General features: G+C 37.2%; 22 protein-coding genes and 1 other RNA gene. 14 read left to right on the plus strand and 9 right to left on the minus strand.

Annotated features, from left to right (window positions below; translation table 11 throughout):
• Nucleotides 1-3: 3 nt before the first annotated feature.
• The 3 genes from D0T53_RS02085 to D0T53_RS02095 are packed head-to-tail and all read left to right on the plus strand — an operon-like array spanning nucleotide 4 to nucleotide 5,611.
• Complete coding sequence (locus D0T53_RS02085; RefSeq protein ID WP_163264583.1) at nucleotides 4-1,302, plus strand: efflux RND transporter periplasmic adaptor subunit; 1,299 nt, start codon at nucleotides 4-6, stop codon at nucleotides 1,300-1,302.
• Between the two features lie 14 nt (nucleotides 1,303-1,316).
• Nucleotides 1,317-4,430, plus strand: a complete 3,114-nt coding sequence (locus D0T53_RS02090; RefSeq protein WP_163264585.1) for an efflux RND transporter permease subunit — start codon at nucleotides 1,317-1,319, stop codon at nucleotides 4,428-4,430.
• A complete protein-coding gene (locus D0T53_RS02095) occupies nucleotides 4,427-5,611 on the plus strand; it encodes a TolC family protein (RefSeq protein WP_163264587.1) in 1,185 nt (394 codons plus the stop codon). The genes D0T53_RS02090 and D0T53_RS02095 overlap by 4 nt, the downstream gene beginning before the upstream one ends.
• 40 nt (nucleotides 5,612-5,651) lie before the next feature.
• On the opposite strand, the gene D0T53_RS02100 is transcribed toward D0T53_RS02095, so the two are convergent.
• A complete protein-coding gene (locus D0T53_RS02100) occupies nucleotides 5,652-6,452 on the minus strand; it encodes a glycosyltransferase family 2 protein (RefSeq protein WP_163264589.1) in 801 nt (266 codons plus the stop codon).
• Nucleotides 6,453-6,621: 169 nt separating this feature from the next.
• Here D0T53_RS02100 and D0T53_RS02105 point away from each other — a divergent pair, with 169 nt between their 5' ends.
• Together D0T53_RS02105 and D0T53_RS02110 are read left to right on the plus strand one after the other, a co-directional pair.
• Complete coding sequence (locus tag D0T53_RS02105; protein WP_163264591.1) at nucleotides 6,622-9,216, plus strand: thiol protease/hemagglutinin PrtT; 2,595 nt, start codon at nucleotides 6,622-6,624, stop codon at nucleotides 9,214-9,216.
• Nucleotides 9,213-9,809 (plus strand): hypothetical protein, encoded by a 597-nt coding sequence (locus D0T53_RS02110; RefSeq protein ID WP_163264592.1) that lies wholly within the window; start codon nucleotides 9,213-9,215, stop codon nucleotides 9,807-9,809. The genes D0T53_RS02105 and D0T53_RS02110 overlap by 4 nt, the downstream gene beginning before the upstream one ends.
• Before the next feature lie 80 nt (nucleotides 9,810-9,889).
• Here D0T53_RS02110 and rplI read toward each other — a convergent pair whose 3' ends face one another.
• From rplI to rpsF, 3 genes are read right to left on the minus strand one after another with little or no spacing between them, the layout of a single operon-like run.
• On the minus strand, nucleotides 9,890-10,333 hold the full coding sequence (gene rplI, locus D0T53_RS02115) for a 50S ribosomal protein L9 (RefSeq protein ID WP_163264594.1): 444 nt from the start codon (nucleotides 10,331-10,333) through the stop codon (nucleotides 9,890-9,892).
• Nucleotides 10,334-10,383: 50 nt separating this feature from the next.
• Nucleotides 10,384-10,650, minus strand: coding sequence for a 30S ribosomal protein S18 (rpsR, locus tag D0T53_RS02120; RefSeq protein WP_006798740.1), 267 nt, complete (start codon nucleotides 10,648-10,650; stop codon nucleotides 10,384-10,386).
• A gap of 3 nt (nucleotides 10,651-10,653) precedes the next feature.
• Complete coding sequence (gene rpsF, locus D0T53_RS02125; protein WP_163264596.1) at nucleotides 10,654-11,013, minus strand: 30S ribosomal protein S6; 360 nt, start codon at nucleotides 11,011-11,013, stop codon at nucleotides 10,654-10,656.
• Between the two features lie 210 nt (nucleotides 11,014-11,223).
• Between rpsF and D0T53_RS02130 the strand changes: the two genes are divergently transcribed.
• The 3 genes from D0T53_RS02130 to D0T53_RS02140 are packed head-to-tail and all read left to right on the plus strand — an operon-like array spanning nucleotide 11,224 to nucleotide 14,248.
• Nucleotides 11,224-12,642 (plus strand): MBOAT family protein, encoded by a 1,419-nt coding sequence (locus D0T53_RS02130; protein ID WP_163264598.1) that lies wholly within the window; start codon nucleotides 11,224-11,226, stop codon nucleotides 12,640-12,642.
• Nucleotides 12,643-12,646: 4 nt separating this feature from the next.
• Complete coding sequence (locus tag D0T53_RS02135) at nucleotides 12,647-13,744, plus strand: hypothetical protein (protein ID WP_163264600.1); 1,098 nt, start codon at nucleotides 12,647-12,649, stop codon at nucleotides 13,742-13,744.
• A gap of 48 nt (nucleotides 13,745-13,792) precedes the next feature.
• Nucleotides 13,793-14,248, plus strand: coding sequence for a MarR family winged helix-turn-helix transcriptional regulator (locus tag D0T53_RS02140; protein WP_163264602.1), 456 nt, complete (start codon nucleotides 13,793-13,795; stop codon nucleotides 14,246-14,248).
• A gap of 3 nt (nucleotides 14,249-14,251) precedes the next feature.
• Here the strand turns inward: D0T53_RS02140 and D0T53_RS02145 are convergent, their stop codons facing one another.
• The 3 genes from D0T53_RS02145 to D0T53_RS02155 are packed head-to-tail and all read right to left on the minus strand — an operon-like array spanning nucleotide 14,252 to nucleotide 15,434.
• A complete protein-coding gene (locus tag D0T53_RS02145) occupies nucleotides 14,252-14,830 on the minus strand; it encodes an RNA polymerase sigma factor (protein ID WP_163264604.1) in 579 nt (192 codons plus the stop codon).
• The gene (locus D0T53_RS02150; protein ID WP_163264606.1) at nucleotides 14,830-15,186 is read right to left on the minus strand and encodes a hypothetical protein; all 357 of its coding nucleotides are present in this window, start codon (nucleotides 15,184-15,186) and stop codon (nucleotides 14,830-14,832) included. The genes D0T53_RS02145 and D0T53_RS02150 overlap by 1 nt, the downstream gene beginning before the upstream one ends.
• Nucleotides 15,187-15,191: 5 nt before the next feature.
• Nucleotides 15,192-15,434: a ferredoxin family protein gene (locus D0T53_RS02155; protein ID WP_163264608.1), complete on the minus strand. Its 243-nt coding sequence runs from the start codon at nucleotides 15,432-15,434 to the stop codon at nucleotides 15,192-15,194.
• A 219-nt stretch (nucleotides 15,435-15,653) separates the two neighbouring features.
• On the opposite strand from D0T53_RS02155, the gene rnpB reads away from it, so the two are divergent.
• Both rnpB and D0T53_RS02165 read left to right on the plus strand, forming a co-directional pair.
• An RNA gene (gene rnpB, locus D0T53_RS02160) (RNase P RNA component class A) lies at nucleotides 15,654-16,009 on the plus strand.
• A 66-nt stretch (nucleotides 16,010-16,075) separates the two neighbouring features.
• Nucleotides 16,076-17,401, plus strand: coding sequence for a YihY/virulence factor BrkB family protein (locus tag D0T53_RS02165; RefSeq protein ID WP_163264609.1), 1,326 nt, complete (start codon nucleotides 16,076-16,078; stop codon nucleotides 17,399-17,401).
• A 33-nt stretch (nucleotides 17,402-17,434) separates the two neighbouring features.
• On the opposite strand, the gene D0T53_RS02170 is transcribed toward D0T53_RS02165, so the two are convergent.
• Both D0T53_RS02170 and D0T53_RS02175 read right to left on the minus strand, forming a co-directional pair.
• Nucleotides 17,435-18,490, minus strand: a complete 1,056-nt coding sequence (locus D0T53_RS02170) for a DUF6340 family protein (protein ID WP_163264611.1) — start codon at nucleotides 18,488-18,490, stop codon at nucleotides 17,435-17,437.
• A gap of 128 nt (nucleotides 18,491-18,618) precedes the next feature.
• Nucleotides 18,619-19,950, minus strand: a complete 1,332-nt coding sequence (locus tag D0T53_RS02175) for a UDP-glucose/GDP-mannose dehydrogenase family protein (protein WP_163264613.1) — start codon at nucleotides 19,948-19,950, stop codon at nucleotides 18,619-18,621.
• A 184-nt stretch (nucleotides 19,951-20,134) separates the two neighbouring features.
• Here D0T53_RS02175 and D0T53_RS02180 point away from each other — a divergent pair, with 184 nt between their 5' ends.
• The 4 genes from D0T53_RS02180 (at nucleotide 20,135) to D0T53_RS02195 (ending at nucleotide 25,266) form a co-directional block, all read left to right on the plus strand.
• On the plus strand, nucleotides 20,135-22,561 hold the full coding sequence (locus D0T53_RS02180) for a hypothetical protein (protein ID WP_163264615.1): 2,427 nt from the start codon (nucleotides 20,135-20,137) through the stop codon (nucleotides 22,559-22,561).
• Between the two features lie 176 nt (nucleotides 22,562-22,737).
• Nucleotides 22,738-23,727, plus strand: a complete 990-nt coding sequence (gene trpS, locus D0T53_RS02185) for a tryptophan--tRNA ligase (RefSeq protein ID WP_163264617.1) — start codon at nucleotides 22,738-22,740, stop codon at nucleotides 23,725-23,727.
• A 380-nt stretch (nucleotides 23,728-24,107) separates the two neighbouring features.
• Entirely contained in the window at nucleotides 24,108-24,590 is a 483-nt protein-coding gene (locus tag D0T53_RS02190; protein WP_163264619.1) for a regulatory protein RecX, read from the plus strand.
• The gene (locus tag D0T53_RS02195) at nucleotides 24,571-25,266 is read left to right on the plus strand and encodes a ComF family protein (RefSeq protein ID WP_163264621.1); all 696 of its coding nucleotides are present in this window, start codon (nucleotides 24,571-24,573) and stop codon (nucleotides 25,264-25,266) included. Before D0T53_RS02190 ends, D0T53_RS02195 begins: the two co-directional genes overlap by 20 nt.
• Nucleotide 25,267 lies beyond the last annotated feature (1 nt).

The raw sequence follows: 25,267 nt of genomic DNA on the forward strand, positions 1-25,267 counted from the left end.
TATATGAAAGCATTATTATATGTTTTGATGTGTGCTTCGATATTTTATTTATCAGCTTGTGGAAAAAAAGGAAGCACTACAGAAAACAATAAAATAGAAACTACAGAACATTCTCATAATCACGAGCATGGAGAAGAATGTACTCATGAACATAATGAACCCGAGGAGCATAGCCATGAAGATGAATGCGACGGACACGATCATAATCACGACCATGAGCATTCGGTAGTTTCAGAATCGCAAGCTCACGAACACGGAGACAATGAAAATATAATTATGTTCACTTCGGAACAGGCTCGGAACCTGATCGAATTCGAAATTGAAACCATAAAGCCGCAAACTTTTTACCAGATACTTAAAACCAGCGGACAAGTTTTATCGGCACCCGGCGACGAATCGCAAATAGTTGCAACAACAAGTGGAATATTGGAAATAGCTAATCTTAATTTGGTGGAAGGATTATCCGTAAATTCCGGTCAGCAATTATTTCGTATTTCAGGAAAAAATCTTTCCGAAAACAATCCTTTGACGCGGGTAAGTGAGGCAAAATCGGTATACGAAAATGCGAAAACGGAATATGAAAGGGCGTTGGAGCTTATAAAGGATAATATTATATCGCAACGCGATTTTCAGCAAATAAAACTCAGTTACGATCAGGCTAAACTTAATTACGAAACTATTTCGGCAGGAATGTCAGGAAATTCAAAAGCGATAACCTCGCCTATGAAAGGTTTTGTAAAAAGTATAGTGGCGCAACCGGGACAATATGTCGAAACCGGACAGCTTTTAGCAACCGTAACCCAAAGCAAAAGGTTGGTATTAAGAGCCGACGTGTCGCAACGTTACCTTTCGCAAGCTAAGTATGTACAAACAGCATCTTTTACAACTCCTTATGATAACAAAACGTATGAATTGAGTGACTTGAACGGACGTTTGATGTCGGTAGGCAGAAGTACAGACAATAATACATTTTATACGCCCGTTAGTTTCGAATTCGATAATAAAGGAAATATTATCGAAGGTTCATTCGTTGAGGTGTACCTTAAATCGCAGCTAGTAACAGATGCGATAGTAGTACCAATATCTGCTTTGATTGAAGAACAGGGACACTTCTTTGTATTTGTACAATGTGTTCACGAAGGTGAATACGAGAAGAAAGAAGTGAGGATTGGTGCTTCGGACGGAATAAACCATCAGATTCTTGGTGGGCTTAATGTTGGGGAAAAAGTAGTAACGAAAGGTGCATTTGCAGTTAAACTGGCGTCAATGTCGGGCGAAGTGCCACATGGACATCAACATTAATTATACATACAGTCATGCTGAACAAAATAATAGATTTTTCGCTGCATAACCGTATGTTGGTTGTGTTGTCATCAATACTACTGTTACTGGTGGGAACGTACATTACCATAAATATGGAAGTAGATGTGTTCCCCGATTTAAATGCTCCAACTGTAGTAGTAATGACCGAAGCAAACGGAATGGCTCCCGAAGAGGTTGAGCGTTTGGTAACCTTCCCTATCGAAACATCGGTAAATGGGGCAACAAATGTTCGCCGTGTGCGTAGTTCCTCAACTACAGGATTTTCGGTGGTTTGGGTCGAATTCGATTGGGGTACGGATATATATAAAGCCCGGCAGATTGTGAGTGAAAAGATAGCCGGATTAGGAGAGCAATTGCCTTCAAATGCGGGGACTCCTACTTTGGGGCCGCAATCGAGTATTTTGGGCGAGGTGCTTTTCATAGGCCTTACGGCCGACAGCACTTCGTTACAGGATTTGCGAACGCTTGCCGATTGGACAATACGTCCGCGTCTTTTAGCTACAGGAGGCGTTGCCCAAGTATCGGTAATAGGAGGCGAGATAAAGGAGTATCAGATATTGCTCGACCCTGCCCGAATGCGTTTACACGGTATATCGATAGAGGACGTTGAAGGGGTTGCACAGGATATGAATCTGAATGCTTCGGGTGGAATTTTATACGAATATGGAAATGAGTATATAATACGGGGTATAGTTTCGACAAACGATGTGGAAGAAATAGGCAAAACTGTTGTTGTGAACCGTAATTCCTATCCGGTATTGTTGAGCGATGTTGCCGATATTAAGATAGGGAACAAATCGCCTAAGTTGGGGCTTGCCAGCGAGAAGGGGCAACCTGCAGTTTTACTTACTGTAACTAAACAACCTAATACAAATACGTTGGAATTGACCGGGCAGTTAGAACATGCTGTTGACGATTTGAAAAAGAGTTTGCCCGAAGATGTGCACATGAGTACTGATATTTTTCGGCAATCCCGATTTATCGAAAATTCTATATCAAATATTCAAAAAGCTCTTATCGAAGGCTCTATATTTGTTGTAATCGTTCTTTTCTTTTTCCTTATGAGTTGGCGTACCACTGGTATTTCGTTAATAGCCATGCCTTTGTCGCTTATTGTAGCTGTTCTTGTATTACGGGCAATGGGACTCACGCTGAATACCATGAGTTTGGGAGGAATGGCAATTGCAATCGGGTCGCTGGTTGATGATGCGATAATTGATGTCGAAAACGTATTCAAGCGTCTTAGGGAAAATCATGCTAAGCCCGAAAAAGAACGCACACCAACTTTAACCGTTATATTCAATAGTTCGGTCGAGATAAGGTCGTCTATCGTAAAAGCAACTCTGATAACTATTGTAACTTTTATTCCCTTATTCTTTTTAAGCGGAATGGAAGGGCGTATGCTTCGTCCTTTGGGCATATCGTTTGTTGTATCGTTATTTGCATCGCTTCTTGTGGCATTAACTCTTACGCCCGTTTTATGCAAATATCTGTTAGCTAACAATAAGATGCTGGATAAACATGAGAAAGAACCTTGGTTGTCGCGAAAACTCAAGTACGGCTATAGAATATTGCTCGAAAAAGCTTTATGTCATAAAAAACTATTGATAGGAATTTCTGCAGGAGTATTTGTTGTAACGATAGCAACCCTGCCTTTTATCGGAAGAAGTTTTCTTCCGACATTTAACGAGGGCTCTTTCACTATAACTGCTACAACTATTCCGGGTATATCGCTTGACGAATCGGACAAAATGGCTCAGATAGTGGAAAAATCGTTAATGGAGATACCCGAAGTTATTACTGTGGGTAGGAAAACAGGACGTGCCGAACTTGATGAACACTCTTTTGGCACTAACACCTCGGAAATAGAGGTTCCGTTTGAACTTAAAGACCGTTCTTTTGATGAGCTTTTGTCGGATATAAGGCACAGATTATCGCATGTAAGTGGAATGAATTTCGAGATAGGACAACCTATATCGCATCGTATCGACCACATGTTATCCGGAACAAAGGCGAATATTGCAATCAAATTGTTTGGAGACGATCTCAACCTGTTATATGCAACTGCAAACCAGATTAAATCGGCTATATCGGGGATCGATGGTGTTGCTGATTTGAATGTTGAGCAACTTATCGAATCGCCACAACTCCAGATAAAACCAAAACGAGAGATACTTGCAAAGTATGGTATTCCCATAAATGAATTTACCAATTTTGTAAATACGGCATTTTCGGGAAGGGTTGTATCGCAAGTAAATGAAGAGGGGCGTATGTTCGACCTTACTCTGAAAGCAAATGACGATACACGCCTTAATATGGAGTCGATAGGGAACCTTATGCTGGATGCCCATATCGAGGGAGACGAACGATTAAAGAAAGTACCACTCAGTTATGTAGCAGATATAGTGTCGTCAAGTGGGCCTAATACAATTAACAGAGAAAATGTACAACGTAAGATTGTAATTTCGGCCAATGTAGCGGGGCGCGATTTGCAAGGTGTTGTTCAGGATATCCAAAAAAGGATAGACAGCGAAATAAAGCTACCCGAAGGATATCATATTCTGTATGGAGGACAATTTGAAAGTGCAGCAGCAGCTTCACGGACGCTTATAATAGCCTCGATATTTGCTATTGTGGTAATATTCGGATTATTGTATCAGGAGTTCAAAAGTTCCAAAATGGCTATTCTGGTTCTTATCAACCTTCCGTTAGCATTAATAGGGGGAGTGGCAATGATATGGTTAACCTCGGGGGTAATGAGTATACCGTCTATTATTGGGTTTATCTCTTTATTTGGTATAGCAACACGTAATGGTATATTATTGGTATCTCACTACGAACAGTTATTGAGAGAGGGCCACGACCTATACCATACGCTTATTCAAGGCTCTATTGACAGGTTAAATCCTATACTTATGACTGCTTTATGTTCGGCTTTGGCATTAATACCTCTTGCCATGGGAGGCGATTTGCCGGGAAACGAAATACAGAGTCCTATGGCACAAGTGATTTTGGGGGGACTTATAACCTCTACTCTTCTTAATGGTTTTATAATACCGATTATATATTCACTTATTAAAAGCCGTAAAACAGCAGATAAGATATGAAACATCTAATTTTATATATAAGCATCACTATTTTGGGCATCGGCAACATTTTGGCGCAAAGTTCTATCGAGGACGTATTGACTAATATCGAACAGAACAACAAAATGTTGATATCTGCCCGGCAATCGTCCGAACTTCAGAAAATAGATGCCCGAACCGGAATCTATTTACCAAATCCGAATGTAGAATATGAACGTTTGTGGGGTAATAGGGCTTCAGACAATACAATTGAAAATGAACTGACAGTTGCTCAGGAATTTGATTTTCCCACGGCATATTTTCAGCGGAACAAAATAGTAAACCTGAAAACCGATCAGGCGAATATCCAATACAGAGCCGCACGCCAAAATATATTATTGGAGGCCAAGCAGCTTTGTATCAGTTTGATATATTATAATAAAGTGAAAGAAATTTTGGAAAAACGCTTGAATAATGCCGAAAGCCTGAACCTTTCTTACCGAAAGAGACTGGAAACGGGTGATGCAAATTTGTTGGAAACCAATAAAATTGCTCTGGAATTGCTGAATGTACAAACCGAATACCGAACCAATGAGGCGGAAAGGAGCAACTTGTTGAAAAAACTGACGGAAATGAATGGAGGAACAAATATTGTTTTCACTCAAACTGTTTATCCGTTATCCGAAGAATTGATTAATTTGGAGCAAATAGCACAAAAGCGATTGGAGGCCAATCCCGAACTAAAATCTCTTGAACATCAGAAAATGATAGCTCAAAGATCGGTATCATTAGCAAAAAGCCTTGCTTTGCCAAAATTTAATTTAGGATATAAAATGAGTTTTTCCGGTTCGGAAAGGTTTTACGGTTTTGTTGCCGGATTGAGTATCCCTTTGTGGGAAAACAAAAATACAGTGAAACGGGCTAAAGCCGAAATGGTACTGACCGAAATGGAAATAGATAATACTCAATTAATGCAACGGAGCGAGGTAAATCAGTTATTCGACAAAGCTATGGCGTTGAAAAAATCGTGCGATGATTTTAAAAATCTCCTATCGGCACAGAACAATGAGCAACTGTTGAGTAAGGCTCTTAATTTAGGGCAAATATCGTTGCTCGAATATCTGACCGAGATAAATTTTCTGTATCAAAGTACAGAAAATTATTTGCAAACCGAGAAGGATTATCATTCTACAATTGCAGAACTATTAAAAACAGACTTATAATAACAAATCGAGAATGGGGGATATTTATCCTCCATTTTTATTATTTAAATAACTTAACTAAGCTCCTTATAATAAATGAAAAGTATCTGTTACGTTTCATTAAGTCGACAACGTAATCGTAATTATTCATTTCGGTCATGTATTCATAATCTTTAAAAATAGGCTTGGGCAGAAGTTTTTGGATAGTGTCAAGTTTTTCTTGGTGCAATTTATGTTGTTGAGCCTCATTGGTACTTAATCCAAACCACTCGAAAACCACAATATCTACATCTACATAAGCAGGTTGCATATTCTGAAAAATAATAGTCTCGACAAAAAATTTCCAATCCGATACAATTCGAAGATTTTCATCGTATAACCCATACTGATCGAATAAATCGCGTTTGATAAATGTAGCCTGATGCTTTAATGTACTCTTAAAAAAATCGATAAGAGTCAGATTCTTGTTGGGGGCAGGCGATAATGTTCTATGATCTCCAAAATCATTAATTTGATGTCCGGTAATAAAGGGGGCGTCTATACTTTGTCCGCTTCCGAATATTTTTTCCAAAACATCCGAAGATGTGTAATAATCGCCCGAATTAAGAAAATGACAATACTTACCTGTTGCTTTGGTTATCCCTTTGTTCATTGCATTATATACTCCGGAATCGGGTTCACTTACCCAATAATCAAAATGTTGAGCATATTGATTAATAATATCCAGACATCCGTCAGTCGATCCTCCGTCAATAATAATAAACTCGAAGTCCCGAAAAGTTTGAGAAACAACACTTTCTATTGTTTTTTGAAGCCCTTTGGCATTGTTTAGATTGACTGTTATTATAGATAATGCAGGCATATTTTTAGTTATCGGTTTTTATTTAGGCTTACAAATATAAATGATAAAGCAATAGTTATCACTTTATTTTGTAAATTATACCTCATCTAAAATATTATTTTTTTAAATTTGTAGCTTGGCTTTTTTTGTATTTATTCACAAAAATAAACATATAAACTACAAATAACATATGAAAAGAAAATTATTCCTTTTATTATTGCTCTGTATACCTGCAGCAATAAGTTTTGCAAAGCAGCGTACTCAGTACGAGGCTCACAATATTGCTGAGGTGTTTTTGAAAAGTAATACAGAGACAAGAAGTTCCCTTAGTGCAGAAAAAAAGCTAACGTTGGCCTATGCTTGTGAAGATGTAAATATGTCAACTCGCTCTTCAAATAACGAGAGTATAACTTATTATTATGTTTTTAATATTAGCGATAACGATGGGTTTGTTATCGTATCGGGAGATGATCGGGCTAAAGATGTTTTAGGTTATTCTCAATCGGGTTATTTTGATGTAAATAGCCTTCCTGTAAACTTCGAAAACTGGTTGGCGGTCTACAAAGAAGAAATAGAAGAACTCATAAATGCATCGGGAAACGAATATAAGGAAATAGAAACTGTATCTTCTACTGCTCAATCGTTGGCAAGCTCGGTGAATCCGTTACTTGGCGATATAAATTGGAATCAGAGTGCACCTTATAACAACCTTTGTCCTGTTATTCCTTCCGGAACAAACGCGGGAAAAAGAACGGTTACAGGATGCGTAGCCACAGCTATGGCACAAATAATGGGATATCATAAATGGCCGACAAAAGGAACAGGATCAAGCCATGCTTATTCAACAGGAACTCTTAGTATATCTATACCTTCGGTTAATTTTGGTAATACTACTTACGATTGGACAAATATGACCGGAACTTACAATAGTTCCAGCACATTAGAACAGGAAAATGCAGTTGCAACCCTAATGTATCATTGTGGGGTTTCAGTTCAAATGAATTATAACATCGAAAGTGGGGCTACAACAGCAAAAGTAGCAGAATCTCTGCCTAAGTATTTTGGATACGACGAAGGTATAAATTGTATATCGAGAGTATTCTTTGATGCTGCCGGATGGAGGGACATAATTAAGAATGAATTAAGCAATAGTCGTCCCGTGTTATTCAGTGGGCAATCGTCGGGTGGAGGTCACGCCTTTGTTTGCGACGGATACAATTCGTCTAACTTATTCCATTTCAACTGGGGATGGGGAGGTATGTCGAATGGGTATTTCGAGTTATCGGCATTAAACCCGGGTTCGTTAGGGATAGGTGCGGGTAGCGGAGGATATAATTCTCAACAAAGCGTAATCATTGGCATACAGAAGCCGACAGGCTCGTCTACTCCTGCAGTTACAAAAATGGGATATAAATCAATATGGACAGATACTGAATCGATATCTCTAGGCTCTGATTTCGAAGTTAAAGCCGAGCATGTGGTATTGTCTGGAGCCAAGTCTCTCGATAGTGGCCATTTTGGAGTAGCACTATGTAATGAGAATGACGCGATTATCTCGATGTTGTATTCGTATGGACCAACCGATTTGTCATTAGGGTATTACTATGCTTCACCTAAATTTGTATGCGAAATACCATCGGGAACGCAGGCCGGAAATTATAGAATAAGACTAGCATACTCCACCAAAACGTTGAATCCTGCTGCTGCCGATTTTAAATTGATGGATACAAAAGTGGGTGCACTTGGCTATATCAAAGCAGAAGTGAAAAATAGCAAAGCATACTTCAGTTCTCCTACCGAAAATTTGCCGGTACTTAAACTAAACTCGTTTAATATATTGTCAAACAACTTGTATTCCGGAAAAACGGGAGAATTTGAAGCTTCAATAACTAATACCAGCAACAACGAGTATAATGCAAATTTGTCTATTATATTCAACATTCCATCAGTCGGAAATGCTCTGGTTTTAAAAGAACCTGTTGTAATTGCTGCCGGAGAAACCAAGACAGTGACTTTTAAAGGAAAAATATCATATGCGCCTAATACAACCAATCTGTTGGTTTCGGGAAGCTATACTGTACATTTAGGATTTGAAACCAATAACAGTGAAACAGGTGTTTACTGGAGTGCATTGAAGACCCTGAGTGGTGTACAAATATTACCTGAACCGACCGAGTTATACGCATTATCATTGAACGAAAGAATTGCATTCCCTGATATAAATAAAGTATATACAAACAGTGCAAAGTTAACAGCTCAAATTAAGAATACAGGAGGCCTATTTGAAGGGTATGTTGTTGCTTTTATTTTCCCTAAAACAGGAGGAGTTTCATTAACACACATCGGTTATCAGGAAGTATCAATTGATAAAGGACAAACAAAAGAAGTGACATTTTCAGGAGCTATTGATTTGCCTGTAAATATTGCCTATAATATTACAGTTTATTATCATAACGGAATAACATGGGTTGATCTTGACAGATCTGGATTTAAATCGTCGTTAAACTTCACGCTTTTAGAACCTACAGTCGGAATCGAACAAAACTATTCTGATAAGAGTATAGGACTATATCCTAACCCTGCAACCGATTTCGTGAAATTCGATTCGGAAGACGTTGTGAAAACTGTTCGTATCAGCGATGTGTTTGGCAAACAAGTTTTTGTGAAATCGTTGAATGAGAATGGTACTATATCGGTACCCGTACAAGATTTAAGTAACGGAACTTATATATTACAGGCTGAGACCGACAAAGGGGTTATAACTGACAAATTTATCAAAAAATGAATTTGGTAAACAGAACATTATTCATAACAATTGTATCGATAAGCTTGTTGTCTTGCCGAAGTGGCGAGACAACAGGTTCGAAAACAACTGTGGATACCCCTCTCGAAACAGAAAAAATGACAATACAACCGATAAGGGGCGATCAACCGTCTACCGGAGCATATGCGTCGGGTCCTCAGGCTATTGTGTATAAAACAAGAAAAGACTATTCCGATCTTGTTCCTGTAACAATGGACGAAACAAAAAACCAGATAATTTCGTATCCGGCACCGTCTGATATATATTATAACGGAAAGCTGGCAAAGCCAATCCCTTTGAAAAAGGGATATTTGCTCGATAACAGGGGAATTAATCTTAATACGGCTTTCCTTTCCTATACGTACGAAGAATACAGTAAACTGTCCGAAGCTCCATCGATGGAAGATATGTTGTCGAAAATAGTAGATAAATCGCCCCTGACCGATTTAATAGATTGCGGAAAGAGAAGTGCGTATACTAACGAAATTAACGAGCTAAACGCTCTTATAGATGTCAATTTTGAAGGCTGTGCAAGAATGATATCGCGTTCTCCCATATTAGAGATGAAAAAATAAAAATAAGACATGCCACACCTAAACAACAACAGGCGACCCAATTGAGTCGCCTGTTGTTTATTTTGAGGTATTCTCAGAGATTATTCTGAAACAACTTCGAATGGAATTTCAACCGAAACTTCTTTGTGAAGTTTTGCGATAGCTTTATAACTACCAACTTCTTTTACCGATTCTTTAATCACGATAAGTTTACGATCTACTTGGTAACCCAATTTATCAAGGGCTTCGGCTATCTGTATGTTAGTAACCGAACCGAAGATAGTACCTGTTGAGCTTGTTTTTGCACCGATAGTAAGAGAAACTCCTTCGAGTTTTGCAGCAAGAGCTTCGGCATCTTGTTTAATTTTCTCCAACTTGTGAGCACGTTGTTTAAGATTTTCGGCCAAAACTTTTTTCGCAGCCTCAGTAGCAATAACAGCTTTTTTCTGTGGAAGCAGATAGTTACGTCCGTAACCATCTTTCACAGTCACGACATCGTCCTTATAACCTAAGTTCGCGATATCTTCTATTAATATAACTTGCATATTTTTGTCCTCCTGTTTTTATTAATAATGTAATAAAAAGGTCTGCGACCTTATTTCATTAAGTCAGTTACGTAAGGAAGCAAAGCCAAGTGACGGGCTCTCTTCACAGCTTGAGCAACACGACGTTGGAATTTCAAAGAAGTTCCTGTAATACGGCGAGGAAGTATTTTACCTTGCTCGTTTAAGAATTTTTTCAAAAACTCAGGATCTTTGTAGTCGATATACTTAATACCGTTCTTTTTGAAACGACAGTATTTTTTCTTTTTTACGTCAACTGACGGTGGAGTCAAATATCTGATTTCTGATTGTTGTGCCATAGTTTAGTCCTCCTTTACTTCTTCTTTTTTAGTTGATGATTTTAAACCTCTTCTCTTTTCAGCATACTGGAAAGCATACTTATCTTGACGGAAAGTCAAGAATCGGATTACACGCTCATCGCGACGGAAGTTAAGTTCTAACTTGGCGATAACGGCAGGATCTGCCTTAAACTCAAGGAATGCGTAAAAGCCAGTCGATTTTTTTTGAATCGGATAAGCTAATTTACGTAGTCCCCAATTTTCTTCATTCACAATCTCAGCACCTTCTGCTGTCAAAAGGCCTTTGAATTTTTCTACCGCTTCCTTCATCTGAACATCAGACAAAACGGGAGTCAAAATGAAAACGGTTTCGTAATTATTCATAAAACTCAGTTTAATAAATTGTTAAACAATAATGTTTTTCGGGCTGCAAAGATATGCTTTTTTGATTGTTGCGCCAAATAATTCGCAATAAATCAGCACTTAAAATCCCAATTTATTTTCCTTTTCGAAAAATAGAGTTACTAAAAAACTACTTATTTAATATAATAAGTATATTTGCACTCGCTTTAAATTTAAATAAAAACTAGGATAATGTTATTTACAAGCATAATATTTCTTTGCTTTTTTCTTCCTGTTGTAATATTATGTTATTTCTTTATACCACAACGGTTTAAAAATTTATATCTATTAGTTGCAAGCCTTTGCTTTTACATCTGGGGCGAAAAAGAATATGTTATATTATTGCTTTCGACTATATGTGTCAACTACGGATGCAGTTTGTTAATTGAAAAAGGACATAGAAGAATTGGGCTCTGGACGGCAGTTATACTTAGTCTGGGTTCATTATTTTACTTTAAATATGCGACATTCGCATATACAAATATTATTAATCTCTTTAATTGGTTGGGTATAAATGAGTCGTATCATAGTATTCCGCAAATTGTTTTACCATTAGGTATTAGTTTTTTCACATTTCAGGTTTTATCTTATACTATTGATGTATACAGAGGAAATATACATGCAAGCCGTAGTCTTTTAAATTTTGCTACATATATAACCTTATTTCCTCACCTGATTGCAGGACCTATCGTTCGTTATATTCATATAGAAAAGCAACTAACGAAAAAAGAACTTTCCTTAGAACAAACGGCTAAAGGTATTGAGCGTTTTATACTCGGACTGATAAAGAAAATGTTTATAGCCAATAACTGTGCAATAATAGCGGATACCATTTTCCCGTTAGATCCGGCCTTTTATTCGGCAGGCGCAGCATGGATTGCGGCAATAGCATATTCATTGCAGATATTTTTCGATTTTTCGGCATATTCAGATATGGCAATAGGCTTGGCCTGGATATTCGGATTCAAATTTCATGAGAATTTTAATTATCCTTACATTTCAAACTCTATTAAAGAGTTTTGGCGAAGGTGGCATATATCTCTTTCTACTTGGTTCCGCGATTATTTATATATTCCTTTAGGAGGAAGTCGAGGGTCGAGTTTCAGAACCTATATAAATTTATCAATCGTTTTTTTTGCCACAGGATTATGGCATGGTGCCAGTTGGAATTTTATATTTTGGGGTGCCTGGCATGGTTTTTTTATTGTAATTGAAAGAATTGGATTTGATTCGATATTGCAAAAGTTATGGAAGCCTTTACAGCATATTTATCTGCTTTTAATTGTAATAATAGGTTGGGTGTTTTTCCGTGCCGATGATTTTCAGTCGGCTATATCTTTATTAAAGAAAATGTTTTTCATTGATAACGATATGACAGATGTTGTATACTATGCTTCTTCTTTTGTTACTATAAAGAATGTAACCATAATAATTCCGGCTATGTTATTCTGTCTTCCGATATTTCTGCCGCTAAAAAACAAATTTATCTCTCTGGTAAAAAAAGATATTGGAATAATAATATATTATTTGCTTTTAATACTTTTATTGATGTGTGTTATCACAATGATTTCGGTAGGAACATATAACCCTTTTATCTATTTTAGGTTTTAAAATTATGAGAAAGATCTATTATTGTTTTATCGTTATTTTCATCTTAATAAGTTCTGCGCCATTTTGGGGAATGCTTTTTTACACAGAAAATGCCAAGAATAGTGAGAACCGTAATATGGCACAATTTCCTCAATTTTCTATTTCTCATTCTACATCTTTTATTGTTGGCTTGAATAATTTTATTATAGATCATCATGCGTTTAGAGATAAATTGTCGGACAGATACATGTCGTTCTTCAGAGAATATATGCATGAGAGTCCTATCCCTAACAGTGTTATATTAGGAAAGGATGGTTGGTATTTTTTAGGAAACGAAAATAATTTCGCTTATAATAATGTATTAGGAGTAAGTCCGATAGATTTGGCAAACATAAAACGCACGTGCGATAATATTCAAAAAATGAAACAATTTTGCGATAGTTTAGGAATAGGTTTTTATTTTGCTATTTCTCCCGATAAGGGAAGTGTTTATCCGCAGTATCTTCCACTAAAGGCTAATAAACAAATCCGCTTTAAATCGGTGTTAATAAGTGAACTGAAAAAAAACTATCAGATTAATACTATTGATATGGGAGAATATATATATCCTTTGAAAGATAGTGTTACTTTATTCCTGAAAAATGATTCTCATTGGAATAATTACGGAGCTCTTCTTGGAACAAAAAAACTTATTCATGAAATTAGTAAAGATTATGATTTGAACATAATTGATGAAAATAAAACAATAATAGAACAAGTCGGAAAGACAGGGGGAGACTTAACTAACTTGCTTAAAATATATCCTAAGGAAACCGATTTTGTAATAAAAAACGACGAATTTGGTGAAATTGAAGAAATAAATGAAATGCTTAAAGGGTGTAATATAACTTATATAAGAAATCTCAATCAAAAATCTCAAATAACAGCATTAATTTATCGGGATTCTTTTTTTAATGCCGTAAAAAATCCTTTTTCAACTTCTATTAGGCGTGCATCTCTTATACGGAGCAATTGCTTCGACAGAGAATTGACATTACAGGAAATAGATAAGTTGGATAAAAAACCTGATTTTTTATTATTTCAGATTGTTGAAAGAAATTTATCTATAATAAATTTCAGATAAACTTATACTAACTTTGGCAAGTAAGGGTTTTAATGCATACAAAATTAAATGAAGATAGAAGACGAATTCAAAGAACTTGACCTTATTTTCCCGATTATAAATGGGAAAGTATCTATTGCCATAAACCGTAAATTGTACAGGAACTTCAAAAAAGAAGGGCTGGATATTACACCTGAACAATGGACTGTATTGTCTTTTCTTTGGAAGGAAGACGGTATTACCCAACAGGTATTATGCGATGCAACTTTTAAAGACAAACCCAGTATGACCCGTCTTATCGACAATTTAGTTAAGCAAAAACTAGTGTACCGTAAAACTCCGCCAACCGATCGTAGGGCAAATCTTATATACTTGACCGAGGCAGGACATTCTATACAGGAACGTGCCGAAGTAGCAGTTTACGATACCATGAAATATGCACTTGCTGGAATAGACGAAAAAGGCATCGAAGAAGTCCGACGCCTTTTGAAAATAGTTTTCGATAACCTAAAAGAATCATTGTAACCTCTACTCCGATAATAAATCTTCGTACAAATCCAATAACCGTTTCCTTAAATGAAGCACAGCGTAGCGCTTACGCGAAATAAGAGTGTTTACGCCTATACCTGTAGCTTCTGATATTTCTTTGAAAGAAAAACCTTCCAGTTCGGTCAGTTCAAAAACTTCCCGCTGTTCGGGAGGTAATTCCGATAAAGATTGTTCCAATTCTTCCCAAACCAGTGTTTTCATAAAATCAGTTTCCGGCGAATCTATTTCCAAAAGCATTTGGGTAATATCCCGAACTACCACTTCGTCGTCGTCCGAGTCGTGAAAGTATGGTAATTCCTCTTCCTTGTGTTTGCGGCTTTTATCAATAATCTGATTACGTGCCACCGAATACAACCATGCCGACATTTGCTCGATAGGATTTTCTTCGAGATCGATTCTGCTTAGCTGATAAAACACATTGTGCAGGATATCTTCACAATCTTCTTTCGAAGGTATATGCTTTGCAATAAATCCTTTAAGCGGCAAACGATAGGTGTTGTATATTTCCGCAACATCTGCCGCATTTGGGTTCTTATTTACGAAATCGTTTTTTTTCATTAGTCTTCGAGTCCCGATTTTTCATTCTCAGGCTCACAACAATTGCCTATCATACGTTGACGTATAAATTCCCGGCGTTCGTCGCGCGACATATTTTTCATTTTTTCTTTAAACTCGCGGTGTTGCTTTTTGTTATGGCGTCCACCCCAATGGTTAAAATTACCATGCCTCCCGAATCCGCCGAACAACAATTTACTTAATATAATCAGCCCTGCTGCCTGGCAGTAGCTGATGGCCGACCAACCTATAATAGATGGAATAAGCGCATTCCACAATAACATTACCACGGCTGTTGCTGCTGCAAATATTGCAACAAATGCCAATATGTGTAAAAACACTCTGAAACTTTTTTTCATAACTTTTATTTTTTAATTATTTCTATTGCACTAAATACACAAGCTTGTACGCATTTTCCGCATCCGCTACATCTTTCGGGATGTTCGATTACAGCACAAGGGCTGCCGGACTCCCAATATATCGATAATACATCGCGGCGACATGCTTCGGCACAATATCCGCAAGCTATACAGTCTTTCAACGAGATAAACAAATACGATTTCTCGTTACTCTTTTTAAAACACTTCTTTAATAAATTAATACCCATCGCTTTTCAACTAATAACTATTTATGGACATGTTGCTATTATTGAAGACGAACGAGGCTGAAATATATTTTAAATATAACTGATTTTTTTTCTTTCAGCATTTTTTTATTCCTTCTATATTCTGTAAAATGCTGATATTTTTGTTGTTGTGCGTAACGCCTGAGCTTTTATAGATCTTAACTGATTAACGGTTAAAATAATCGCTATCTTTGCGGTAGTGCAGCAGGTCGGTTTGTCGCTGTCCGCTTTGGCGGAAAGAGGAAAGTCCGGGCAACACAGAGCATCACATTTCTTAACGGGAAGCTATCCGCGAGGGTAGAGTAGGGTAACAGAAAATAACCGCCTGTTTTTCGGGTAAGGGTGAAAAGGTGGGGTAAGAGCCTACCGGTTGGGGCAGCAATGTCCTGAGCCGTACCTCTTGTGAGTTGCAAGACCATGTATACCAACGCATGTAGGGTTGCTCGCCCGATGTTGGGGGGTAGGTCGCTAGAGCCATTTGGTGACATCTGGCGTAGATAAATGACAAACACTCTGTTTACGGAGTACAGAACCCGGCTTACAGACAGGCTGCACTTTTTTGCAAATAAGTGAACTTTATATACTATGTTGATTGTTTATAAGATTTAACCTTGTATAAATAAATGGTTAGCCGGATAAAACATAGAATTCAGAAGATAATAAAATTCTTATCGTACGATATATGGAGAATCGATAAAGATTCTACAAGCTCGTCGAAGCTTAGTTTATACAATGTAATCAAGTCGTTTATTCTTGCATTTCGCAACATCAATGCATCGCAGCTGAACACACGTGCCAGCTCGCTTACATACAGTACACTGCTTTCTATGGTGCCGTTGTTGGCTATCTTGTTTGCAATAGCAAGAGGCTTTGGTTTTCAGAATATTGTTAAAAGCGAATTGTTCCATTATTTCGAGGGACAGCAAACTGCGCTCGAAAAGGCAATGCAGTTTGTCGATGAATCGCTTAAATACGCATCCGGAGGCGTATTTGTTGGCGTGGGTATAATTATGTTGCTATACACAGTAATAAGTTTGATGTCGAATATAGAAGAAAACTTCAATAATATTTGGCGTGTAAGCCAAGGGCGTTCTTATTACAGGCAATTTACCGATTATATGGCTTTGTTTCTTATTGCTCCTGTTTTTCTGATATGTAATTCGGGATTAACTATTTTCCTGAACTCATCTCTCGATATCGATTTTATCGGCTTTTTCATTAGCCCTGTCGTTAAGTTTATACCGTTTGTAATTACTATATTGTTGTTTACTTTCTTTTATGTTTATATTCCAAACACTAAAGTAAAGTTTACGAGTGCCTTGTTTGGTGGATTTTTTGCAGGATTAGCATTTCAGCTTTTTCAGATCATTTATATTAGCGGGCAAATATGGATATCGAAATACAATGCAATATATGGTAGCTTTGCGGCTTTGCCTTTATTACTGCTTTGGTTGCAGCTTTCGTGGCTCATTTGTTTGATTGGAGCCGAGTTGTCGTTTGCCAGTCAAAATATTGAGAAATATAGTTTCGAGCGAGAGATAAATAACATAAGTCGCCGTTATAAGGATTTTCTTGTATTATTATTATCAACTCTTATTGTAAAGCGTTTCGAGATAGGGGGAATGCCTTACACTGCAAATGAATTATCGGCAACGTACAAAATACCAACAAAGCTGACGAATGATACGCTGACTTTCCTTCACAAAATCGGGATAATTGTATCAACACCAACTCATGACGATCTTGTTCCGGCGTATATTCCGGCAATAGATATAAATAAAATAACAGTGAATTATTTATTCGAAAAGGCCGACTTGTATGGTTCCGAAGATTTTAAAATAGATGTGACGGACAAATTTAATGCTGAATGGAAAGTTGTTTCTGATTTACGGACAGTAAATGAAAATCGAAACGCTTTGCTTAAAGACTTGTCTATGAGTGTTTTATAGTGGAGTTGTCAGCTGATTTTATGCTGACAGGTATTATTTCCTAAGCAATTCCATGTCTTTAACTCTTCGGGCTAATTCTTTCGAATATTCTTTATCCCTGATTTCGTTCATTGCATCATTCTCCGATTTATTTTTCAGATCAACGGAGTTGTATAAATCAACAGCTTGCAGACTCCATTCGAAAGCCGATTCTATATTATCCTGCATTTCATTTGCTACGGCAATATTCGAGGCTAGTTTAGCTTTTTTTATGGGCTTGGTTTCTTTGTCGAAAAGGTTTTCCCATACAGATGCAGCATCATCCCATCTGTTTCCCGAAGCTTTTGCCGCGGCTTGTCGCATATTAGTGCTTCCATTGGTGTAATACCATCGGGTTTGGTTTTCCCAATAAGGTGTAAACATTTTTACCATTTCGCTACCTATATATATAGCTCCTTGATATAGTACTTTTTTGCGAGGATAAGGTATTTCTTCTAATTCGGGGTTAAAGTCTGTTATTTTAAGGTCTCGGTATTTAGTATTCTCCCATTGTAGGGTGTCCTGATACAAAATAGATGGTGATATTAACAATCCTTTAGCCGAATAAATTCTGAAACGGGCTTCGATGTATAACTTCATCTTCTCTTGTGTTAGTCCGTCGCCTAGAGGCGCAGCTTTTTTTTCGGATTGCATAATCAATTTATCCAAAGATATTATGCCATCTGCTTCTTCTGTTTGTGCTATTTGTTGAACAGTGGACGAATCGATTTGTAATTCGTGTAAAAAAGACCCTGTTTGACGCAAAGGACTTTTAAGGGAGGTAACTTTGTCAAAAAACTTTTCCTCTTCTAAAAACTGGGCTAATGACTCTATCAGAACAGTGCTTACACTGTCGCTGGATACCGAAATGCTTTCTTCGCTATTCCCAATTATGTTTTTATGTCCTATATCGGCCGGTTGCGTTATTGTGTTATCCACAATAACAACATTTTTTATGTCAAGAGGGAGGGGATATTGAGCGGGTTTTTGTATTTCAATATTAAAAAATTCTGTAGTAGCACACGAAATCATTAACAATGATAGTATACAAGCTGAAATGTACTTTTTCATTTTCTCTCCACTTTTAGGTGATAATGTTGCCTTAAAGTTAAAAGAAAAAACTTTCGGGAAAAAGAAATATTCTTTTATTCCGAAAGTTTTAGTATATTTTCTGATAACAAAAACGAACCGTCTGAAGCTTATCTGTCAGTAGATGCGTTTCCTATACTGTAATAGGAGAAACCTGCTTCGTTAAGTTCTTGTTTGTTATATATATTACGCCCGTCGAAAACAACATTGCCTTTAGCTACTTTTTTCACAACCGACCAAGATGGTAGTCTGAACTCGTTCCATTCCGTAACTAAAACAATGGCATCGGCCTCAAGGGCAGAGTCGTATATATCCTTTGAGTAATGTACACTGTCGCCTATTCTTTTATGTGTTTCTTCCATGGCGATAGGGTCAAATACTCTTACTTTTGCTCCGGCCTCTAGTAAATGATTTATCAATACCAAGGAAGGTGCTTCGCGCATATCGTCAGTTTTTGGCTTGAACGACAATCCCCATATTGCAAATGTTTTTCCTTTAATATCTCCGGCAAAGTGTTTGTTTATCTTTTCGAAAAGTACGTTCTTTTGCTTTTCATTAACTTCCTCAACAGCTTCGAGTACTTTCATGTCGTATCCGTATTTTTTAGCTGTTTTAATTAATGCTTTAACATCTTTAGGGAAGCAGCTGCCGCCGTATCCGCATCCTGCATACAAAAACTTAGATCCAATGCGCACATCGGAGCCAATACCTGTGCGTACTTTATTCACATCCGCGCCTACTAACTCGCAAAGGTTAGCAATATCGTTCATAAAGCTGATACGGGTTGCCAGCATTGCATTTGCGGCGTATTTAATCATTTCGGCCGAAGGAATATCGGTGTAAATCATTCGGTAGTTGTTGATCGTAAACGGCTTATATAGTTTATCCATCAACTCTTTGGCCCTTTCCGATTCAATACCTACAACAACTCTGTCGGGGTGCATAAAATCATCAAGCGCTGCACCTTCTTTCAAAAATTCAGGATTGGATGCTACATCGAATTTTAAATCCGACATGTTTCTTTTGTCCAATTCATCTTGAATGGCTTTTTTTACTAATTGAGCTGTTCCTACCGGAACAGTACTTTTAGTAACAACCAGAACATATTTATTCAGATTTTTTCCTATTGTACGTGCAACGTCCAGAACATATTTTAGATCGGCACTTCCATCTTCATCCGGAGGAGTTCCTACGGCACTAAAAACAACATCTACATCGTTAAGTATTGCACTAAGGTCAGTGGAAAAATGTAACCGTCCGGCGTCGTAGTTTTTCTTTACCATGTCTTCCAGTCCCGGTTCATAGATGGGGATGATACCTTTTTTTAGATTTTCTATTTTTGTTGCATCAACATCTATACAATAAACATCGGTTCCAACTTCAGAGAAACAGGTTCCGGTAACAAGTCCAACATATCCGGTTCCAACGATTGCTATTTTCATAAGTTTATGTTATAATAAAACTTCAGTTTTTTAGTTTACAAATATAGCTTATTCTTTTTTTATAGGAAAATTATATAGACCGCAGTATCACGAAAATAGCTTATATTTTCGGTTTTATTCAACCGAAAAGTTATATTTGCATTATAAATTGTACATTAGCATTACATAAATTATTAAGAGGGGCATGAAAAAAAACATTTTAACAATAATATTGCTTACAACTACTCTGTTATCTGCATTTTCTCAAAAAATGTGGAATTTTCAGACGCATTTTTCATATGAAGGCAACATCGAAACTCTTGCTTTAGGCGATGATATTGTTTTTGCTGTAGTTGCCGAACAAAATAAAAGTGGATATTATGACACAAAGCTATTTAGTTATAGCCCATCCGATGATCTTACTGATACGTATGTAAAAACTATTGGATCGGATGCAGTAGCGCAAATTGCTTATAGTAAAAAACATAAATGTTTAATATCAATCAGTGAAAACTCAGATATTGATCTGATATATTCGAGTTCGAATATCGTAAACATTCCCGATTTAAAAAATCTTTCAGCAAACTTAGACAAAAAAGTTAATCATATTTTTATAAACGATGATTACGCGTATTTGTCTACTAACTTCGGATTGCTTGTTTTGAACATTGCAAAGCAGGAAATAAAAGAATCGGTTATTTTCAGATATACATTCAATTCGTCTGTGTTATATAACGGCTTGTTGTATGTTGCCACATCTCAAGGGGTTATGACTGTCGATCCGACAAAGAATATTCAATTTCCTGAAAACTGGGAGAAATTTGAGTTAAGCAATAAATATGTAGGTAGCAGCTGGACTTTTTCAGACGAAGAGATTAATGAATTTCTTACCTTCGATAATAAGCTGATATTTCTTATCAAACAAAAAGGGGTTTACTCTTTTGACGGAACTTCGGCAAACATGCTTCCTGCAATATCTGAACCATTGAAAATGCTTGCAGAGAATAATCGTTTGATAATATCAACATCTTACCGTTTTTGGGATTTTGCGAATTTGTCCGAAGCTCCACGGGAGGTTTCGATTGATGCAAACAATCTGAGAAATATAGTACCTCATTCTGATAAACAGAATAGGTATTGGGCTGCTTTCGACTCAAAAAACCTGTCTTTGATTGAAGTAAACAATGAAGGACAGTTTGAGGAAATACAAACAGGTATACGTCCTTCAGGTCCATTGAGTAATCTGTCCTTTAAAATGGCGCAAGCAGGAGGGAAGTTATTGTTAGTGGGTGGATATTATACAAATATGAATTCGTTTGGAATGCCCGGAAAATTGAGCGAGTTTGAAAATAATAAATGGTATAACTATGATAAAGCTAAAACTGATGCGGCATCGGGAGGACGTGATTCAAGAGACTTTATTTATGTAATAGCTAATCCTAAGGATCCGAACAATGTATTTGTTGCAACCTGGAATCAGGAAGGTTTGTATGAATTTAAAAACAAAGAGTACAAATTTCTGCATGATGAAAAAACGACTGGAGGAGTTTTATCTAAATTCAGTGCTACTGATAGTCGGATGCGTATAAACTCGTTGGTTTTCGATTCAAAAAACAGATTATGGTTAAGCAATAAGTATATTTCTCCTACGCTTCCTAGTGCAACAGGAGGTGTCCGGATAAAAGTATTGCTCAACCCCGGGGACGATACCCCTCAATGGAAGTCAATAGAATACTCAGAAATTGCCGATCTTGGGTCGAATAATCAAGCACTTGCTATCGACAAGTATAATAACAAATGGCTGGGAACTGCCGGAGATAAGAATACATGTTACATCTTTGTTTTTAACGAAAACGGAGATATTGATAATGTATCAGTTCATAAAACTAAACTGATAGGAGGAAATTCGTTGTTTTACGATCAAGATGGAGCACTTCTTTCAATAAAAAGGATTCAGGATTTAAAAGAGGATGCCAGCGGAAATATTTGGGTAGGTACCGATATTGGGGTATTTGTCATCTATAATTCGTCTAATATATTCAATAAATCGACAATACCATTGAATAAGATAAAAATTCCCAGAAATGATGGAACGAACAATGCCGATATTTTACTCGAAAATATCAGGGTTAATGCAATATGTGTTGATGGAGGAAACAGAAAGTGGCTTGCAACACCGGTTGGTGTATATTGTGTAAGTGCTAACGGATACGAGAACTTGTACCATTTTACAATGGATAATTCGCCGATGCCGTCTAATAATGTTCTTTCGCTGGCAATAGATTCCGAAACGGGTGTTGTGTATATTGGAACAGAAAAAGGATTGGTTTCGTTTAAGGCCGAAGCAACGGCAGGTAGCGATAGTTACTCTAATGTGTATACATATCCCAACCCTGTACACCCCGATTATGATGGTCCTATAACTATAACCGGATTAAAAGCTAATTCTACAGTTAAAATAACCGACGTTCGTGGAAATCTGATAAATCAGGGAATATCTATTGGCGGACAGTATTTGTGGGATGGACGAAATGTTGGACGCGAAAAAGTTGACACAGGAGTATATCTTGTATTCGGGTCGAGCGAAGACGGAAAAGATGGTGTTGTTACCAAAATCATGGTGGTTAATTAGTCAAATATTCTACACAATTATATAACAATAGCGGCATTTTTATCGAAATGTCGCTATTGTTATTCTAATCCGAAAGATTGCCAGATTGAGCGTTCTCTGTAAAAAACGCATTGGTATCCTGATATATTGTAAACAAATTCGTAAATTTGTGTTTCTAAAAATATTTTACTGATAATATGGAAACAGTTCTTAGCGGTATCCGCTCGACAGGTAATTTGCACTTAGGAAATTATTATGGTGCATTGAGAAATTTTGTGAAGATGCAACAAGAAAACAAATGTTTTTTCTTTATTGCCGACTATCATTCTCTCACCACACACCCCGATCCTAAGTTGCTGCACGGCAATGTTAAAAATGTTCTTACCGAGTACCTTGCGGCAGGTATCGATCCCGAGATATCGACTATATATGTGCAAAGCGATGTTCCCGAGGTATGCGAACTTTACTTGCTTCTTAATATGCATGCTTATATGGGCGAGCTGGCAAAAACCTCGTCGTTTAAGGAAAAAGCCCGAAAACATCCCGACAATATAAACGCAGGCTTGCTTACATATCCTACGCTTATGGCTGCCGATATATTGATGCATAACGCCGACAAAGTGCCTGTGGGGAAAGATCAGGAGCAACATCTTGAAATGACGCGTAAGTTTGCCCGCCGCTTTAATAATCTTTACCAAGTAGAATATTTTAAAGAGCCGGTAGCTTATAATTTTGGTAATGAACTTATCAAAATTCCGGGATTGGATGGTAGCGGAAAAATGGGAAAATCGGAAGGAAATTGTATTTATCTGAACGAAGATCCTAAATCGATAGAGAAGAAAGTTAAACGCGCTTTAACCGATTCGGGACCAACCGTACCGAACTCTCCAAAACCCGATTGCATCGAGAATTTATTTACAATACTTAAAGTTGTATCGACCGACGATGTGGTGGCTCATTTCGAAGAAAAATGGAATACGGCCGAAATACGTTATGGCGATTTGAAAAAGCAATTGGCTGAGGATATTATAAAAACAATAGCACCCATCAGAGAGCGTATATTGGCTATACAAAACGACGACGATTATCTGCACAAGGTAGCTATGCAAGGGCGTGAAAAAGCACGCGAAAGTGCTTCTAAAACTCTACGCGAGGTTCGCGAAATAATGGGAATACGTTCTTTTTAGAATCGAAAATATTTAGTTTAAATTTATCTATAAACAAGGGGGAGTAGTAGTTTACTCTCCTTTGTTGGTTATTTATGAGTACTGATTTTTTAGAGATAAGAAAAACTGTCAGATGTGTCAGGTTTTTTTATAATATGTAATTGAAGGCTTAAAAAAGAGGTGTTGTTATAGTTGGGTAGAATAAACAAATTAGACTATAACCTATTCGTGAAATTTTATTATAATAAAAAGCCTATTACACATGCAATAAAAGTCTCCAAACCGAAAATTTGCATATTTTTGTCAGATATGTCAGGTTTTCTCTGGAAGGAGGCTTTAAAGATATTAAATTAAAGGTGTAATTCTATATAGGTAGATTTATTGAAGTGTATGATGCAAATATGAACGAAAATCAGGCAATAGCTAAAATAGCAGCTTATTGTGCAAAAGCCGAACGGTGCCGATATGATGTGTGTAAAAAGCTTACAACTTGGGAACTTAGCCCTGAAGTTGCAGAACGCATTATAAAGTATCTCGAAAAAGAAAATTTTTTAAACGAAGAACGTTTTTGCCAGAGTTTCATTAAGGATAAGCTAAGGTTCAATAAATGGGGAAAAAATAAAATTGTATTCGAACTGCGTAAAAAGCAAATATCCGAAACACTTATTCATGCCTCTTTCGAAGAACTGGATATAGAAGACGAATTTGAAGCACCACTAATGGCTCTGCTCGAAAAAAAGGTGAGAACGGTAAAAGCTGCGAATGAATACGAATTAAGAATGAAATTGGCACGTTTTGCCGCCGGTAGAGGGTTCGGTTACGAATTGGTGCAAAAGTGCCTTCATAAGCTTTTAAAACCAACCGATGATGGCTCTTTTTTCTGACTTGCTGAATCTGTTATTTCCTCCTGTATGTACAGTTTGTAAAAAACGTTTGATAAGGGGCGAAAAATATATCTGTTTGTCATGTTTGTCAGATTTGCCCGAAACAGATTTTCATTTGTTGAAGGATAATAAGATAGAGGAGCTTTTTGCAGGGCGTTTTAATTTCTGCCGTATAGCATCTTTTGCCTATTTTGTTAAAGGGGGAAGTGTTCAGACTTTAATTCACGAACTGAAGTATAATAACAACCCCGATTTAGGATGCTATTTGGGCGAATTATGCGGAAGCAAACTGCAAGGCAGTACTTTCTTAAACGATATTGATTATCTTGTGCCTGTTCCCTTGCATCCGAACAGAATGAAGCTGCGGGGTTATAATCAGGCAGAAAAGATTGCTGAGGGGATAGCGACACAAACGGGTATAAGCGTATGCAGTGGAAATCTGAAAAGGGTTGTAGATAATACCTCGCAAACCAAACAATCGAAATTCGACCGAATAGTAAATACTGAGGGTATATTCGAAGCCGAAAATCCTCACCTGTTTTCGGGAAAACACTTACTGCTGATTGACGATGTTCTGACAACGGGGGCAACGTCCGAATCGTGTGTTAAAGCACTTATTGAGGCGAATGAAGATATAAAAGTCAGTATTTATACGTTTGGCGTTGTACTTGGTTGAA

Source organism: Dysgonomonas sp. 216 (assembly GCF_010501065.1).
Lineage (GTDB): Bacteria > Bacteroidota > Bacteroidia > Bacteroidales > Dysgonomonadaceae > QVMM01.